A 16,264-nucleotide genomic window follows, 5' to 3' on the forward strand; every position below is an offset into this window, starting at 1 on the left:
GCGTCGGCCCACGCACTCAGCCCTCCGTGAGGCCCCGCGGGCGCACCACGCGCGTACAGTTGTTCCGGAAGTGCTTGACCAGCTCTCCGTTGGGGCGGTCGCTGCGCTCCACCCACCGGAGGGCGGCCTCCTCGGTCGCCCCACCCGACACCTGGCGCCGGTGCAGCCTGCGCTCGCGCAGCTCGTCGTCGGCCTCCACGTACCACAGCTGCGAGAACAGCCCGCGCAGCTGTGCCCAGGGTTCCCCGTCACTGGCCAGGTAGTTGCCCTCGGTCACCACCAGGTGTGTGTCCGGGGTGATCACGTGCCGCGCGGCGACGGGTTCGTGCAGCCGGCGGTCGTAGTCGGGCACGTAGACGGGATGGCGGGTCTCGGTCAGCAGGCGGCGCACCAGCGCCACGTAGCCGTGCGCGTCGAAGGTGTCCGGGGCGCCCTTGCGGTCGCGTCGTTCCAGTCGGTCGAGCTGGGCGTTGGACAGGTGGAACCCGTCCATGGGCAGGTACCCGGCCGTGTCCGGGCCCAGTTCCTGGTCGACCCCGGCCACCAGGCGGCGGGCGAGCGTGGACTTTCCCGCCCCGGGAGCCCCGGCCAGGCCCAACACGGCGCGGCCGGCTCCGCTGGTGACGGCCTCCCGGGCCAGTGCGACGGCATCGGTGACAAGCGGTTCGGACATGGAAACGAGCTTATGCGCACGGGCCGGAAGCGGTCCTCGTGCTCTCGGGGGGCGGGCAGTGCCGTACCCGGGACCAGCCCACCCGGTACTTCGCGGGGATGCCGGCGGTGGTGCGCGGTGCCGCGCACCACCGCCGGCATCCCCGGCCTCTCAGATCAGTTAGGGGGCGTGGCCCACGTGGGCCAGCGCCTGGCGCAGCAGTGCGTCCTGGCCGCCCGTCATCTCCTCGCGCATCTGCGGGCTCACCGCCTCCTCCGGGGTGAACCACACGAGGTCCAAGGCGTCCTGGCGCGGCTGGCAGTCACCCGAGACCGGCACGATGTAGGCCATCGCCACCGCGTGTTGGCGCGAGTCGTGAAACGGGGTGACCCCCGGGGTGGGGAAGTACTCGGCGACCGTGAACGGCTGCGGCGAGATGGGGATGCGCGGCAGGGCCACCGGGCCCAGGTCCTTCTCCAGGTTGCGCAGCAGGGCGTCGCGTACCCGCTCGTGGTAGAGGACACGGCCCGAGACCACCGACCGGTGGAAGCTGCCCTCGGGAGTGGCTCGCATGAGCAGGCCGACATGGGTCACCTCGCCCACCTCGTCCACTCGCACGGGTACGGCCTGGACGTAGAGGATGGGCATGCGGCCACGGATGTTCTCCAGTTCCTCGGAGGAGAGCCAGCCGGGCTGGGTGTCGGCGGTTTCGGTCATCGGGTGTGCGGCGGGGTGCTCCGGCCGTCGGCCGGGGCGGCCACCGCTCCCTCCCTTCTCTAGCTGTCCTGGAGGTCGGCCCGTGTGTCCGGCCCCGAGGGCGCGGACACGGGAGTGACGCCTGTACCGCTTCCTACCGCACCCGGGCCCCTGGCACACGGTGCGGGGGCGGCTTCGGGAGTGTCCGAGAACAAGGAATGGGGATCTGGGGGGCGGACTCGGCCGTGAACGGCCCACCGCCTTCCGCGCGGGGTGACACGGGGCTGTCTTCACAGCCACATCAACGAGATTTCGTCGGTTTTTCTCATGGAAAGCCTCCCGTGGCCTCTCTGGAGGGGTTACGATCTCGTACGCGGTTGCGTAGTGGCAAGGTTACGTCTGGTGAGAGGTGGCCCGAGTGGCGAAGGATGCCCGGTTCTCGACCCAGGAGCGTTTCCCCTGTACAGGTGTGACGGTGGTGCCCGTTTACGGCGAGGTCGACCTCGCCACCGCTGACCGTATGCGGGATCGTCTGCTCCAGGCCGCGCACGTCTCGCGGTGCGACTGTCTGGTGGTGGACATGTCCGGGCTCGGCTTCTTCGACGCCAGCGGTGTCAGTGCCCTCGTGGCGGTCTACAAGGACCTCACCCGGCAGGGTCGGCACGTGGTTCTCGCCGAACCCGCGCCCATCGCCGCACGTGTGCTCGAAGCGCTCGGTATGAGGCGGGTGTTCGAGATCTACCCCATCCTGGAAATGGCGCTCACGCACACCAGCGGCCTGCGGGTCAACAGCGACCCCATCCGCAACACGGTTCCCGAACGGCCGTAACGCCCCCGGGCCCGCCCCGGGGCTCCCGGTCGGGCGCGGCCCCGTGCTCAGGTGTGGGACGGCCCGCCGTCCTCTCGCCCGTCCCCGTGCAGCAGGAAGGGCTCCAGCAGTCCGGGCACGGCCTCGTCCGCCCAGGCCAGACCCTGCTCCATGCCCACGTCACCGGCCGCGTACATCCCCTGTCCCGCGGCCGTCGTGGCCGCCACGTCAGCAAGGCCGAGCCTGCGCTGGAACGGTGATCGGGTGATCCGCCAGCCGATCACCGACGACCGCTCCAGCGTCACCGTGTCGCGCACCGCCATCCCCCCGCGCACGACGAGGTAACGCGGGTGCAACCCGTGGCCAAGACCCCGGTAGGAGCCCACCGCGTACCAGAACGCCGCCGCCGCGACCAGTACCGCCAGCACCGCCCATCCCCAGCTCGGGGTGGCCTCCACCGTGCTCGTGGCCAGCGGCACGGGGATGAACTCCCGCTCCGCCTCGTGCACCACCTCCCACCAGGCCGCGCTGGCCAGAGTGTGCAGCCAGGCCAGCGCCCCGGCGAGCACCGCGCCCAGCACGGTGACGACGGTGGCCCGGGTGAAGCGGCGGCGCAGCGCTGCCCGGGGGTGTGCGGCCAGCGGGACGTTCAGGGGCGAATCCGGGGTCCGCATCAGGTCGGCGGCCAGTTCGCGTGCCCGCCCCCGCGGCATAGCTGGGGACAGGCGGCTCTTGGCGCTGGTCTTCTTGTCGTCCGCGTCGGCCAGGCCGGTCGCCACCGCGCGCACGTCCGCTCCGCCCACGGAGCGCAACACGAACGGCTCGTGCAGGGTGACGCCGTTGAGGCGGCGCCCCTCCACCGACAGTGACACGCTGGTCAGCAGCCCCCTGCGCAGCCGCACGGTACCGTCAGCCTCCCGTGTGAGGCGGTAGTCCCACCAGGTCTCCACCGCTACGGCGGTCAGGATGATCACACCAGAAACCAGTAGTCCCAGCAGTGTCAGAGGCACCACGACCAGGATGCGCGCCATCACGAACGAGGACATCTCCGCGATGCTGGGCAGGTTGGCCTGGTCGGAGATCCAGTCCCACCCCGCGCCGCCGGTCTGGGCGTTGAGCCCCAGCAGACCGGCGATGGCTCCCAGGCCCACACCCAGGGTGGCGGTGGTCGCGGGGACGTAGGCGAACCAGCGGCGGTCGAGCCTGGCCAGTTCGGCTTCTCCGGCCGTGCCCGGTCCTTCGCCAACGGAGCCCTCGGTGGTCCTGGAAGCGCCCCTGTACAGCAGGTCGCGGCGCAGCCACTCGCCCTGTTCGGCGGTGACGTAGAGCAGCTGGAGCTGGTCGGGACCGCCGGCCCCGACTTTCTCACCGGTGCCGACGGTGACCGAGCACAGGCCGAAGATCCGCACGTAGACGGGCGCCGCCACATCCACGCTGCGCACGCGCTCGCGTGGGATGGACCGGTAGGCCTTGGCGATGATGCCCGAGCGCATCTCCATGCGCTCGGCGGTGACGCGATAGCTGATCGCACGCAGGCGCAGTATGTCGAGGTAGGTCATGAGCGCCAGGAGCGCCAACGTGCCGGGGATCGGGGCCAGCGCCCACAGGGGCTGGTCGAAGGCGATGAGGACGATGGTGCCCACGATCGCGGAGGGGATGAGGAAGATGCTCGCGACGGCGGTGCTGGCCCAAACGCTGAGCGGATGCAACCGCTGCCAGTCCTCTGGGCCGGGGACGGGGACGGGGGCGGACTCCTCCCGTGCCTCCCGTGCCTCCCGTGCGTCGGAGGGGTCGGGGGCGGACCCGGGCCGGGTGTGCTCCCCGGGTTCGGGGTGGTGCTCGTCCGGAGAGGTCATGTCGCGTCTCCCGGGGTTGCCTGGGTGGTGTCGGTGAGCTGGTCGACCACCTGCGTGGCCAGTGTGTGGTCGAGCCCGGCGATCTCGATCGGACCAGCCGCGGAGGCGGTGGTCACGGTCACGCTGGAGAGTCCGAACGCCCGCTGTAGCGGGCCGCGCGCGGTGTCCACGGTCTGGATACGTGACATCGGGGCCACGCGCCACTCCTGCCAGAGCCATCCGCTGGAGGTGTAGACGGCGGTGTCGGTGATCTCCCAGCGGTGGACCCGGTAGCGCCACTGCGGCATGACCACGGTGATCAGCAGCCCGAACCCGCCGATCACGGCGGCGGCGAGCAGGAGCCAGGCACGTGGCGGCTCCCAGATGATCGCGGGCACCACGGGAACCGCGGTGAGAAGGACGGCCACGGCCAGTGAACGGGTCGTCCACCACCGCACGGCTCGCCTGTCCACGCGGTGCCGGGGCGGGCGCAGGCGGGGGATATTGGCGCTCATCGCGTCCGTGTCTCCTTCTCGGTCGGGGTCCAGCGGGCCGGGCGTCTATGAAAAGTGATATCACAATGCTATTCTCCAGTCATCACTACGACGAGGACGGAAGACGAGATGACCACAACCGGTCAGCACCAGACCCACGCGCCCCAGTATCGAGAACACCCCGTGGCCAGTGTCAACGGCATACTGATAGCGGCGGTCAGCGTCCTGCTGTTCCTCGTCGGTGTCGGCGTCGCCCTGTCACCCCTGGCGGAACTGCCACCCCTCGCAGGGCTGTCCGTGTTCCTCGTACCCGTCGGTGTGGTCCTCGCCGTGGTCGGTTTCCTGCTCTTCATCGGCCTGGAGATGGTCGCGCCCAACGAGGCCAAGGTCGTCCAGCTCTTCGGCCGCTACGTGGGCAGTGTCCGCACCGACGGGTTGCGCTGGGTCAACCCCTTCACCGTGCGCAAGGGCGTCTCCACCCGCATTCGCAACCACGAGACCTCCGTCATGAAGGTCAACGACGCCTCCGGCAGCCCCATCGAGATTGCCGCCGTCATCGTCTGGCAGGTCGAGGACACCGCCCGGGCCTCCTTCGAGGTGGACGACTTCGTCGAGTTCGTCTCCATCCAGACCGAGGCCGCCGTGCGCCACATCGCGGGCAACTACCCCTACGACTCCTACGACACCGACACCAGCCAGTCCCTGCGCGGCAGCGCCGACCTGATCACCGAGCAGCTGTCCAAGGAGGTCGGCGAGCGGGTCGAGGCCGCCGGCGTGCGGATCATGGAGTCGCGGTTCACCCACCTGGCCTACGCCTCGGAGATCGCCCAGGCCATGCTCCAGAGACAGCAGGCCAGCGCGCTGATCGCCGCACGCCAGGAGATCGTCGAGGGCGCCGTCGGGATGGTCGACCGCGCGCTCGCGCGCCTGTCGGAGGAGGAGGTGGTGGACCTGGACGAGGAGCGCAAGGCCGCCATGGTCAGCAACCTGTTGGTGGTGCTGTGCTCCGACCGCCCGGCCACCCCCGTCGTCAACGCCGGGACCCTGTACCAGTAACCCGCGTGAGGTGACCGTGCCCGAGCGCAAGAAGGTGCTGCTGCGGCTCGACCCCGCCGTCCACGACGCGATCGCGCGGTGGGCCGGGCAGGAGCTGCGCAGCACCAACGCACAGATCGAGTTCCTCCTGCGCCGCGCGCTGGACGAGGCGGGACGGATGCCGAAGGAGGCCGGGGGCCTCCCCCGTCGGGGCCGACCGCGCAGGTCCGGACCGGGCCGGGGGGAGGACGCCTCGCAGCAGGAGTGAGGGCTCAGACCACGGAGCCGGGCCGACGGGGCACCCGGCTCCGTTCGCGGCGGAGGGCGCTCCGGCCGGCCCGCCACACCGACGGTGTTGGCGGTCGGCGCACGGGAGGCGTCCTTCTGGAGGCTTTCGCCTGTGTCGGCGGAACGCTCCCTAGCCCAGGGCTGCCGCGGCGGCCCTGCCGGCGGTGCGTCCTGAGAACAGGCACCCGCCCAGGAAGGTGCCCTCCAGCGCCCGGTAGCCGTGCATCCCGCCGCCGCCGAACCCGGCGACCTCGCCCGCGGCGTACACCCCCGGCAGCGGGGTGCCGTCCTCGCGCAGTACCCGCGCGTCCAGGTCGGTGTGCAGGCCGCCCAGGGTCTTGCGCGTGAGGATGCGCAGGCGCACCGCGATCAGCGGTCCCGCCTTGGGATCCAGGATCTGGTGCGGGGCGGCCACCCGGGACAGGCGGTCGCCCCGGTAGTTGCGTGCCCCGTGGATGGCCGTCACCTGTAGGTCCTTGGTGAAGGTGTTGACCATCTCCCGGTCGCGGGCCACCACCTCGCGGGTGACGGTGTCGGCGTCCAGTGCCCCGTCGCCCGCGATCTCCCGCATCTTCCCGATCAGCTCGGGCAGCCTGTCCGCGACCGCGAAGTCCACGCCGTCGCGCTTGAAGGCCTCCACCGGCCCCGGTGCTCCGGGCAGGACCCGCTTGAGAACGAGTCCGATGTCCTTGCCGGTCAGGTCGGGGTTCTGCTCCGAGCCCGACAGCGCGAACTCCTTTTCGATGATCTTCTGCGAGAGCACGAACCACGTGTACTCGTGGCCGCTCCTCATGATGTGCTCCAGCGTGCCCAGCGTGTCGAACCCCGGGAAGTAGGGCGCGGGCAGTCGCTTGCCGGTCGCGTCCAGCCACAGGGACGATGGTCCCGGCAGGATACGGATTCCGTGCCGGGCCCAGACCGGGTCCCAGTTCTGGATGCCCTCGGTGTAGTGCCACATGCGGTCGGGGTTGATGACCTGCCCGCCCGCCTCCTGGGTGATGGTGAGCATGCGCCCGTCCACGTGCTCGGGCACGCCCGAGAGCATGTGCTCGGGCGGGGTACCCAGGCGCTCGGGCCAGTTGCGGCGCACCATGTCATGGTCGGCGCCGATCCCGCCGGAGGTGACGATGACAGCCTGCGCGGACACCTCGAAGTCGCCGACCACCTCGCGGCCGCTGGCCCGGCCCCGCTCCGTGTCGCTGGGAGCCAGGACGGCGCCGCGCACGCCGGTGACCGTTCCGTTGGTGACCACCAGTCCGTCCACCCGGTGGCGAAAGCGCATCGAGACCAGCCCGCGCTCGGCCGCCGCGCGCACCCGCCGCTCGAAGGGCGCTACCACGCCGGGACCGGTGCCCCAGGTGATGTGGAAGCGGGGCACGGAGTTGCCGTGCCCGTCGGCCAGGTAACCGCCGCGCTCGGCCCAGCCCACGAGGGGGAAGATCCGCAGGCCCTGCTGGTACAGCCAGGAGCGCTTCTCCCCGGCGGCGAAGTCCACGTAGGCCTCGGCCCACCGGCGGGGCCAGGCGTCCTCGGGGCGGTCGAACCCGGCGGTGCCCATCCAGTCCTGTAGAGCCAGTTCGGCCGAGTCCCTGATACCCATACGGCGCTGCTCGGGGGAGTCCACGAAGAACAGCCCGCCGAAGGACCAGAAGGCCTGGCCGCCCAGGGACTGCTCTGGCTCCTGGTCGAGCAGGACCACCCGTTTGCCCGCGTCGGCCAACTCGGCGGCCGCGGCCAGGCCCGCCAGCCCGGCGCCGACGACGATCGCGTCGGCGTGGTCGGCTCCGCTGTCCATACGGATCTTCCCCTCAGGTCGGACGTGCCCGGAGGCACGGTGTACGCGATGGTGTGACGACTGTGCCCCCGCCCGCCCGGCCCGGCAAGGGGAGTGTGTGCCGTGCGCCACATCATTTGTCACCGAGTGACAAACCGCCCCGGTTCCAGCGGAGGCATCCGGCCCGTGCGCACCGGAAGGCCCGTGCGGACCCTCCCGTGAAGAGCTCCGGCGGTGTCGCGCACGGCACCGCCAGAGCGTCTCTCAGGCGCCGAAGCGCACCAGCGACCGGCCGCCCTTCCCCTGGGCCATGCGCTCGAAGGCCTCCGGCACGCCCTCGAGAGGGATCTCGTCGGTGATCATGGCCGACAGCTTCAGCTCTCCCGAGCGCACCTGCTCGGCGATGAGCGGGATGTCGCGGGTCGGGTCGCTGGAGCCGTAGACACACCCGCGCAGCGTGCGGGCCTGGTGGAAGAGCTCCAAGGCGTTGAACGACACCTCGTCGTCCACCCTGCCCACGCCCACCACCGTGATCGTGCCACCGCGCCGGGACACGTTCCAGGCCGAGCGCACCACCTTGGCCGAACCGACCACCTCGAAAGCGTGGTCGGCGCCCCGGCCGCCCGTCAGCGCGCGCACGGCCTTGGTCAGCGAGCCGTCGGCGACCAAGAACTCGGTGGCGCCCAGCGACCGGGCCAATTCCTCCTTGTCGGGGGAGAGGTCCACCGCGATCACCGGGTCGGCTCCGGCCAGGCGCGCTGCCTGTAGCACCGACAGGCCCACCCCTCCCAGGCCCAGGACCACGGCTGACTGGCCCTCACGCACCCCCGCGGAGTTGTTGACGGCACCCCACCCGGTGAGCACCGCGCAGCCCAGCACCGCGGCCACGGCCGGGTCGATCCCGTCGGGCAGCGGTACGACGGCGTGGGCGGGTACCACGGTGGCCTCTGCGAACGCGCCGCAGCCCAGCCCCGGATAGAGGGGTGTGCCGTCGGTGAGCTCGGCGTAGGGCTGCACCGTGCGGTCCAGCGCGTGCTCGCACAGGTGGGGCTCGCCCTGACGGCAGAACCAGCAGTCGCGGCATGGCGGCGCCCAGTTCAGGATCACCTGCTGTCCGGGCACCAGGTCAGTGACGCCCTCGCCCACGGCGTCCACGGTCCCGGCTCCCTCGTGGCCGAGCACGGCGGGCCACTTCTGGGCCAGGGTGCCGTTGGTCAGGGACAGGTCGGAGTGGCACACACCAGCCGCGGACAGGCGCACCCTCACCTGGCCGGGGCCGGGGTCTGGCAGGACCACGTCCCGGATCTGCGGAGGGGCGCCCTGCTCGGAGAAGACGGCGGCCTTGACGGTCGTACTCATGGGAGGAACTCCAATCGGGGACTGTCGTGACAGTAGCAATACCGACCGGTCGGTCAACGATCGGGGGCACGCGGATCCGTGCTTTCCCCGATGGCCCCCGGAGCTCCGCCTTTTACTGCCTTTTGCTGGCCTATACCGATGTTTTGCCTGGTAGGGGTGATGATGGGAGGCGAAGGAGGGGGTTATGGTCAATCCGGTTTGGGTGGGAACCCTGATGTTCGGCAGAGTGCCGATCGGCGTGCGCCTCTACAGCGCGCGCGAACGCAGGGGGCCCGTGCTGCACCAGTTCGAACGCGGTACCGCCGACCGCATTCGGTACGTGCGCGTGAACGAGCGCACCGGCGAGGAGGTCGCGAGCGAGGACCTCGTGCGCGGGGCCAGGACCGGGCCCGAGGACGAGTACGTGGTCCTGGAACCGGAGGAGTTGGAGGAGATCCTCCCGCACGGTTCGCGCACCATGGAACTGACCGGTTTCCTGTCGCAGGGCGCCGTCGACGCACTGTGGTACGCCTCCACCTACTACGTCGCCCCCCGGGCGGCGGCCGACGCCAAGCCCTACCAGCTGCTGTACACGGCTCTGGAGCAGACCCGCCGCACGGGCGTGTCCACCGTCGTCCTACGCGACCGCGAGTACCCCGTCCTGATCGAGCCGAACCGGGGGGTGCTGTCGGCCTCCACCCTGTGGTGGCCGGACGAGGTCCGCGAGCCCGACGACGTGATGCCGCCCGTGGCCCACGCGGCGCTGACCAAGAGCGAACTGGAGCTGGCCAGAGAGCTGGTCAGCGCGCTCTCGACCGAGTGGGACCCGCAGGACTACGCGGACAGCTACGGCCAGCGCCTGACCGAGCTGGTGCGGGCCAAGGCCAGGGGCAGCACGTTCACCCACCGCCCGGACCGGGCCGGGCCCTCTGAGGAGGCGGCGGGCGGGCTCGACGAGGTCCTGCGCCAGAGCCTGCCGGCACAGCGCACCAAGAGCACACGTGCGCGCGGTACGCGGGCGCGGACACGCGCGCGTGGCACCAGGGTCGAGAGGAGGGCCGAGGGAAGGGCCACCAAGCGCGAACTCCTCCAGCGGGCCTCGGAGATGGACGTTCCGGGCCGGTCGAAGATGAACCGGGACGAGCTGGAGAAGGCCGTGGGACTGGGCGGCCAGAGCTGAGGCGGCCCGCGCGTCCGCTCGAAGCGGGGCGGCCGCGCGTCGGTGGCGCCCTGGATCCGGCCCAGTTCTCCCGGAGCTGCGGCGAGGGGCAGAGCGACCGCTGAGTAGCTTCAAAGGGCGGTCCCGCCTACGCCGGGGAGATCCCACGGGCGGCGGTGCGGGGCGCTTCCAGGACGTCCAGAGCGCCGGCGACCTCGCCCGCGCCTCAAACCCCGCCCCGGTGCACGGGCAAGGACCGCTTCCGCCGAGGCTCTCAAGCGCACCGGGAAACGTGTCGGTGGGATGTCGAGAACCCGTGCGCGGCTCCGTCCCCGGAGTGGACACGGCCACAATGGGCCGTACCGCACCAAGGAGAACATGATGGCCAAGTACCTGTTGCTCAAGCACTACCGGGGCGCGCCGGCACCGGTCAACGACGTGCCGATGGACCAGTGGACACCGGAGGAGGTCTCGGCCCACGTGCAGTACATGCGGGACTTCGCCGATCGGCTCGAGGGCGCCGGCGAGTTCGTCGACAGCCAGGCGCTCTCCCCGGAGGGCACGTTCGTCCGCTACGACGGCGAGGGGCGGCCGCCGGTCACCGACGGCCCGTTCGCGGAGACCAAGGACCTGATCGCCGGCTGGATGGTGATCGACGTCGAGACCTACGAGCGGGCACTGGAGCTGGCCGGCGAGCTGTCCGCGGCTCCGGGAGCGGGTGGGAAGCCGATCCACGAGTGGCTCGAGGTGCGCCCGTTCCTGGCCGCGCCACCGACCATCACGGAGTGACGCACGGTGGATGAGGCCTTGCTGCGGACCCTCACACCCGCGGTGATCGGCGTCCTCGTCCGTCGCGGAGCCGATTTCGCGGCGGCCGAGGACGCGGTGCAGGACGCCCTGGTCGAGGCCGTGCGCGTGTGGCCGGACGACCCGCCGCGGTCCCCCAAGGGCTGGCTGGTCACCGTGGCCTGGCGTAAGTTCCTCGACGCCGCCCGCTCCGACGCCTTCCGGCGGCAGCGCGAGGTACGCGTCGAGGACGAGCCCGTGCCCGGCCCGGGCGAGGCGGCGGACGACACGCTCCAGCTGTACTTCCTGTGCGCGCACCCGTCCCTGACACCGGCCTCGGCCGTCGCGCTCACGCTGCGCGCGGTCGGCGGCCTGACCACGCGTCAGATCGCGCGGGCCTACCTCGTGCCGGAGGCGACCATGGCCCAGCGCATCAGCCGGGCCAAGCGGGCCGTCTCGGGCGTCCGGTTCGACCAGCCCGGTGACGTCGCCACCGTGCTGCGCGTGCTCTACCTGGTCTTCAACGAGGGCTACTCCGGCGACGTCGACCTCGCCGGCGAGGCGATCCGGCTCACTCGCCAGCTGGCGGGCAGGACCAACCATGAGGAGGCCGCGGGCCTGCTCGCGCTCATGCTGCTCCACCACGCACGGCGCCCGGCACGGACCGGCCCCGACGGCAGGCTCGTGCCCCTCGCCGAGCAGGACCGCGGCCTGTGGGACACCCGCCTGATCGCCGAGGGCGTCGACGTGCTCCAGACAGCCCTCACCCGCGACGGCCTGGGCGAGTTCCAGGCCCAGGCCGCCATCGCCGCGCTCCACGCCGACGCCCGGACGGTGGGGGAGACCGACTGGGTGCAGATCGTCGAGTGGTACGACGAACTGGTGCGGCTCACCGACAGCCCGGTGGCCCGCCTCAACCGGGCCGTCGCGGTCGGAGAGGCCGACGGCCCGCGGGCCGGCCTGTCGGCCCTGGCGGGGCTGGACCCCTCCATGCCCCGCCACACCGCCGCCGCGGCGTACCTGTACGAGCGTGACGGCGACCCGGCCACCGCGGCGCGGCTCTACGCCGAAGCCGCCCGATCAGCGCCCAACCTCCCCGAACGCGGCCACCTCACGCGACAGGCCGCACGGCTCAACGCGCGGCTGCGCGGTTGAGCGTCCGTTCGAAGGGCGGCAGGGTGTCACCGGCCCGACAGGGACGGTCCCGCTCACCCCGTTGGCCGGTCGGACCGCCTCGGGCAGCCCCGAGCCGTACCTTCGGGAGAACCGGGCCCACCCCGGACGCACACCGGATCAGTCCCACAGGGACGGTTGACGGATCCTCTCGTTGCGCCGATATTGCTTGGGAGCGCTCCCAAAATCACCGACGACTGCTGCCCCCGCGAAAGCACCCCCGCCCCTCGGCGGCCGGCCGATCCCTTCGGCCCAGAGGGGACGCGCCCGTCGTGAGTCCATCCGCCACCGCGGCTGGCCACGGCAGGCACAGCAGTGGTCCCCACCCCCCGTCGGGAAGGCCAGGAACGTGACCAACGAACGCACGAACACCGTCGCCAGGGCGACAGGCACACTCGCCGCAGTCGTCCTGCCCATGCTGGCAACACTCCTGTTCACCGCGCCCGCGGCCTCGGCCGCCACGCTGACCGAGGTCACCGACTTCGGCCCCAACCCCAGCGGCCTGGACATGTACCTCTACGTGCCGGACAGCGTCACCGAGGAGCCGCCGGTCCTGGTGGCGCAGCACTGGTGCACCGGAACCGGACCCCTCTTCCACTCCGACACCGAGTTCGCCTCCCTGGCGGACCAGTACGGCTTCATCGTCATCTACCCATCCGTCACGCGGGACAGCCAGTGCTTCGACGTGTCCTCACCCGAGGCGCTGAGCCGCGGCGGTGGCAGCGACCCTGTGGGAATCCGCTCGATGATCGACTACGTCACCCGTACCCACGACGCCGACACCGAGCGCGTGTTCGTCACCGGTGTCTCCTCCGGAGCCATGATGACCAACGTCATGCTCGCCAACTACCCCGACGTGTTCGCCGCCGGCGCGGCGTTCAGCGGCGTGCCGTTCGGCTGCTTCGCCACCACCGACGGCTCCGGATGGAACAACGCCTGCTCCACCGGCACGATCAGCCGCACCCCGCAGGAGTGGGGTGATCTGGTCCGCGCCTCCTACCCGGACTACACCGGCTCCCGGCCACGCATGCAGTTGTGGCACGGGACCGAGGACGACACCCTGGACTACGTGAACTTCGGCGAGGAGGTCAAGCAGTGGACCAACGTCCACGGCCTCAGCCAGACACCGGTCAGCACCGACCATCCCCGGCCCGGCTGGACCCGCACCCGCTACGGCGCCACCGGCGACCAGGCTCCCGTGGAGGCCGTCAGTCTGCGGGGCACCGGCCACAACCTGTTCGAGAGCGGCATGGCCGCGCGCGCGATCACCTTCTTCGGCCTCGATGCGAGAGTGCTTGGGCGTTGACGCCGGGGGGTGAATCGCCTCTGGTTTTTACTCTTTGGATGGATGTCAGTACTGTGTGTAATGTCCGGTGGCGATGACCAAGTCCCGGGTGATCGTCGCCGAGGGATGACCGGAGACGCTAAACGCCTGTGGAGGCATGGTAAGACCGGAGACGTCGTCTTCGGCGCGGGCCTGTGAAGCAGGAACCGGCGGGTGCCGCGAGGCGCGTAGCGCCACCGGTCCGCAGGGGCCGGTCGCAATCCCCGGGGTCCACTCCGGGGAGGACATCAACAGGCCACCCACGCCGGTGACCCGGGCCAGCCGACCGCCTTCGCCCTCAACGGATCGGCCTGCTCCGCGGCCTGACCCCCGGGCGGTTCCGCCGCTCCGTGGCGCCGGCCTTCCGCGGCCGGCGGCACGGACCCGGGGCCGGCGTGGAGAACCCCGTGGGGAACCTTCTGTTGACCGGTCCCGGAAGTCGGGTATCCCCTCTTCGTCCGCGCGGAGACCACGATGTGGTAAATGCATGTACCACCGAGGGCTGTCCAGCGTTCCGCGCGGCCACGGGAGGTTCCATGGCTCGACCGGCCGGTTCGGCACCGTTTCCACGTCACTACCTCATGTGCAGGCCCACCTACTTCGCGGTCGAGTACGCGATCAACCCCTGGATGGACCCCTCAGCGGGCGTGGACCGCGCGCGGGCCATCCGACAGTGGGAGGGGCTGCGCGGCCTCCACCTCGCCCTGGGGCACCGGGTCAGCGAGATCGCCCCCGTCGACGGCCTGCCCGACATGGTCTTCGCGGCCAACGGCGCCCTGGTCGTGGACGGCAGGGTCTACGGCGCGCGCTTCGCCAGCGCGGAACGCACCCCCGAGGGCCCCGCCTACCTGGACTGGTTCCGCAAGGCGGGCTACACCGAGACCCGCGAGCCCAAGCACGTCAACGAGGGCGAGGGCGACTTCATCACCATGGACGACGTGGTCCTGGCCGCCACGGGTTTTCGCACCGAGGCGGCCGCGCACCAGGAGGCCGAGCGCTTCCTCGGCCGCCCCGTCGTCACCCTCCAGCTGGTCGACCCGCGCTTCTACCACCTGGACACCGCGCTGTTCGCCCTCTCCGGAGAGCAGATCGCCTACTACCCCGGTGCCTTCTCCGCCGGGAGCCGGCGGGTGCTGCGCTCCCTCTACCCCGACGCGCTCCTGGCCACCGAGGAGGACGCCGCGGTACTCGGCCTCAACGCCGTGTGCGACGGCCGCGACGTCGTCATCGCCGCCGAGGCCACCGCCCTGGCGGACCGGTTGGACGCGCTCGGCTACACCGTGCACCCGGTGGAGATGGACGAACTGCGCAAGGCCGGGGGCGGAGCCAAGTGCTGCACTCTGGAGCTGCGCGACGTGCCCCTCTGACACGAGGCGGACTGGCTTACGCGCGCCCCCGCGCGGAAGCCGGCCGCCAGGCCGGAACGGGCGCGGGGCCGCTGGCACCGCCCCCGCACGGATCAGCGCAGGGCGCTCATCACATGCTTGACCCGGGTGTAGTCCTCCAAGCTGTAGGCCGACAGGTCCTTGCCGTACCCGGAGTGCCTGAACCCGCCGTGCGGCATCTCCGAAGCCAGCTCGCCGTGGCTGTTGATCCACACCGCGCCGAAGTCCAGCTCGGCGCTGACCCGCATGGCGCGGGCATGGTCGGCCGTCCACACCGAGGAGGCCAGCCCCTGCTCGACCCCGTTGGCCAGCTCGACGGCCTCCTCCTCGCTGGAGAACCGCTGCACGGTGACCACGGGGCCGAAGACCTCCTCACGCACGATCTCGTCGTCGGCACGCAGTCCCGACACCACGGTGGGCTCCAGGAAGAAGCCCTCCTCACCCACCCGGTGCCCGCCGGCCTCCACCACCGCGTGTGCGGGCAGGCGCTCCAGCAGCCCCGTGACGCGGGCGAACTGGTCGGCGTTGTTGAGCGGTCCGAAGTCGCTGGCCTCCCCGGAGGGCCTGCCCGTGACCTGCGCGGCGGCCTGCCGGGACAGTTCGGCCACGAACGCGTCGTGGATCCGCTCGTGCACGAGCACGCGGGTGGCGGCGGTGCAGTCCTGGCCCGCGTTGAGGAAGGCGCCGGCCACCACGCCGGAGGCGGTCCGGGCCGGGTCGGCGTCGTCGAGGACCAGTACCGGGGCGTTGCCGCCCAGCTCGAGATGCAACTGCTTGAGGTCGGCCGACGCGGACTGGGCCACCTGTACACCCGCACGGGTGGATCCGGTCAGCGACACCAGCCGCGCCGCCGGGTGCTCCACCACCAGGCGGCCGGTGTCGCGGTCGCCCACCACCGTGTTGAGCACGCCCGCGGGCAGCACCTCGGCGGCGATCTCGGCGAGCATGACCGTGGTGGTCGGGGTGGTCTCGGCGGGCTTGAGCACCACCGTGTTCCCGGCGGCCAGGGCCGGGCCGATCTTCCACGTCGCCATCATCAGCGGGTAGTTCCACGGGGTGATCCCCACACACACGCCCACCGGCTCGCGGCGGACCCACGAGGTGTGCCCCTCCAGGTACTCGGCGGCGGCGCGCCCCTCCAGGTGGCGCGCGGCGCCGGCGAAGAAGCGCAGGGTGTCCACGCAGAAGGGGATCTCCTCCTCCAGCACGGACGCGCGCGGCTTGCCGGTCTCGCGGCACTCGGCGTCGGCGAACTCCTCGGCGCGTGCGTTCAGGGCGTCGGCCAGCGCCAGCAGGGCGTCCTGGCGCCGGGCCGGGGTGCCCTGCCGGCGCCACTCGCGAAAGGCCCGGGCGGAGGAGGCCATGGCTTCCTCCACCTCGGCGGGGCCGCTGATCCCGGCCAGGCCGACGACCCGCCCGGTCACCGGGTCGACCAGGTCCAGGGCACGGTCGTCCTCGGGCGGGAGCGGTTTTCCATCGACGAAACTGGGCAGCGTGTCGAACGCGTGGATGCGCAT

General features: G+C 71.4%; 15 protein-coding genes. 8 read left to right on the forward strand and 7 right to left on the reverse strand.

The window, feature by feature from the left end:
• Positions 1–16: 16 nt before the first annotated feature.
• Both AC0T5L_RS13850 and AC0T5L_RS13855 read right to left on the reverse strand, forming a co-directional pair.
• Positions 17–673 carry a nucleoside/nucleotide kinase family protein gene (locus AC0T5L_RS13850; protein WP_476165865.1) on the reverse strand — a complete coding sequence of 219 codons (657 nt, stop codon included), beginning with the start codon at positions 671–673 and terminating at the stop codon, positions 17–19.
• A 159-nt stretch (positions 674–832) separates the two neighbouring features.
• Complete coding sequence (locus AC0T5L_RS13855; protein WP_476165866.1) at positions 833–1,369, reverse strand: NUDIX hydrolase family protein; 537 nt, start codon at positions 1,367–1,369, stop codon at positions 833–835.
• 448 nt (positions 1,370–1,817) lie between these two features.
• Here AC0T5L_RS13855 and AC0T5L_RS13860 point away from each other — a divergent pair, with 448 nt between their 5' ends.
• Complete coding sequence (locus AC0T5L_RS13860; RefSeq protein WP_476165867.1) at positions 1,818–2,177, forward strand: STAS domain-containing protein; 360 nt, start codon at positions 1,818–1,820, stop codon at positions 2,175–2,177.
• Between the two features lie 47 nt (positions 2,178–2,224).
• Here the strand turns inward: AC0T5L_RS13860 and AC0T5L_RS13865 are convergent, their stop codons facing one another.
• Positions 2,225–4,012 carry a PH domain-containing protein gene (locus AC0T5L_RS13865; protein ID WP_476165868.1) on the reverse strand — a complete coding sequence of 596 codons (1,788 nt, stop codon included), beginning with the start codon at positions 4,010–4,012 and terminating at the stop codon, positions 2,225–2,227.
• Positions 4,009–4,506: a PH domain-containing protein gene (locus AC0T5L_RS13870; protein WP_476165869.1), complete on the reverse strand. Its 498-nt coding sequence runs from the start codon at positions 4,504–4,506 to the stop codon at positions 4,009–4,011. Before AC0T5L_RS13870 ends, AC0T5L_RS13865 begins: the two co-directional genes overlap by 4 nt.
• Positions 4,507–4,614: 108 nt before the next feature.
• On the opposite strand from AC0T5L_RS13870, the gene AC0T5L_RS13875 reads away from it, so the two are divergent.
• Together AC0T5L_RS13875 and AC0T5L_RS13880 are read left to right on the forward strand one after the other, a co-directional pair.
• Complete coding sequence (locus AC0T5L_RS13875; protein ID WP_476165870.1) at positions 4,615–5,541, forward strand: SPFH domain-containing protein; 927 nt, start codon at positions 4,615–4,617, stop codon at positions 5,539–5,541.
• Positions 5,542–5,557: 16 nt separating this feature from the next.
• A complete protein-coding gene (locus tag AC0T5L_RS13880) occupies positions 5,558–5,788 on the forward strand; it encodes a type II toxin-antitoxin system antitoxin (protein WP_476166012.1) in 231 nt (76 codons plus the stop codon).
• A 150-nt stretch (positions 5,789–5,938) separates the two neighbouring features.
• On the opposite strand, the gene AC0T5L_RS13885 is transcribed toward AC0T5L_RS13880, so the two are convergent.
• Complete coding sequence (locus AC0T5L_RS13885) at positions 5,939–7,603, reverse strand: FAD-binding dehydrogenase (RefSeq protein ID WP_476165871.1); 1,665 nt, start codon at positions 7,601–7,603, stop codon at positions 5,939–5,941.
• 243 nt (positions 7,604–7,846) lie between these two features.
• The gene (locus AC0T5L_RS13890) at positions 7,847–8,941 is read right to left on the reverse strand and encodes a Zn-dependent alcohol dehydrogenase (protein WP_476165872.1); all 1,095 of its coding nucleotides are present in this window, start codon (positions 8,939–8,941) and stop codon (positions 7,847–7,849) included.
• 184 nt (positions 8,942–9,125) lie between these two features.
• Here AC0T5L_RS13890 and ku point away from each other — a divergent pair, with 184 nt between their 5' ends.
• The 5 genes from ku (at position 9,126) to ddaH (ending at position 14,729) form a co-directional block, all read left to right on the forward strand.
• Positions 9,126–10,100, forward strand: coding sequence for a non-homologous end joining protein Ku (gene ku / locus AC0T5L_RS13895; RefSeq protein ID WP_476165873.1), 975 nt, complete (start codon positions 9,126–9,128; stop codon positions 10,098–10,100).
• Positions 10,101–10,460: 360 nt separating this feature from the next.
• A complete protein-coding gene (locus AC0T5L_RS13900; protein WP_476166013.1) occupies positions 10,461–10,868 on the forward strand; it encodes a YciI family protein in 408 nt (135 codons plus the stop codon).
• Positions 10,869–10,874: 6 nt separating this feature from the next.
• Complete coding sequence (locus AC0T5L_RS13905) at positions 10,875–12,020, forward strand: RNA polymerase sigma factor (RefSeq protein WP_476165874.1); 1,146 nt, start codon at positions 10,875–10,877, stop codon at positions 12,018–12,020.
• 367 nt (positions 12,021–12,387) lie between these two features.
• Positions 12,388–13,344 carry an extracellular catalytic domain type 1 short-chain-length polyhydroxyalkanoate depolymerase gene (locus tag AC0T5L_RS13910; protein WP_476165875.1) on the forward strand — a complete coding sequence of 319 codons (957 nt, stop codon included), beginning with the start codon at positions 12,388–12,390 and terminating at the stop codon, positions 13,342–13,344.
• A 554-nt stretch (positions 13,345–13,898) separates the two neighbouring features.
• Positions 13,899–14,729: a dimethylargininase gene (gene ddaH / locus AC0T5L_RS13915; RefSeq protein WP_476165876.1), complete on the forward strand. Its 831-nt coding sequence runs from the start codon at positions 13,899–13,901 to the stop codon at positions 14,727–14,729.
• A gap of 92 nt (positions 14,730–14,821) precedes the next feature.
• Here the strand turns inward: ddaH and AC0T5L_RS13920 are convergent, their stop codons facing one another.
• A complete protein-coding gene (locus tag AC0T5L_RS13920) occupies positions 14,822–16,264 on the reverse strand; it encodes an aminobutyraldehyde dehydrogenase (RefSeq protein ID WP_476165877.1) in 1,443 nt (480 codons plus the stop codon).

Source organism: Nocardiopsis sp. TRM 82005, from assembly GCF_056312425.1.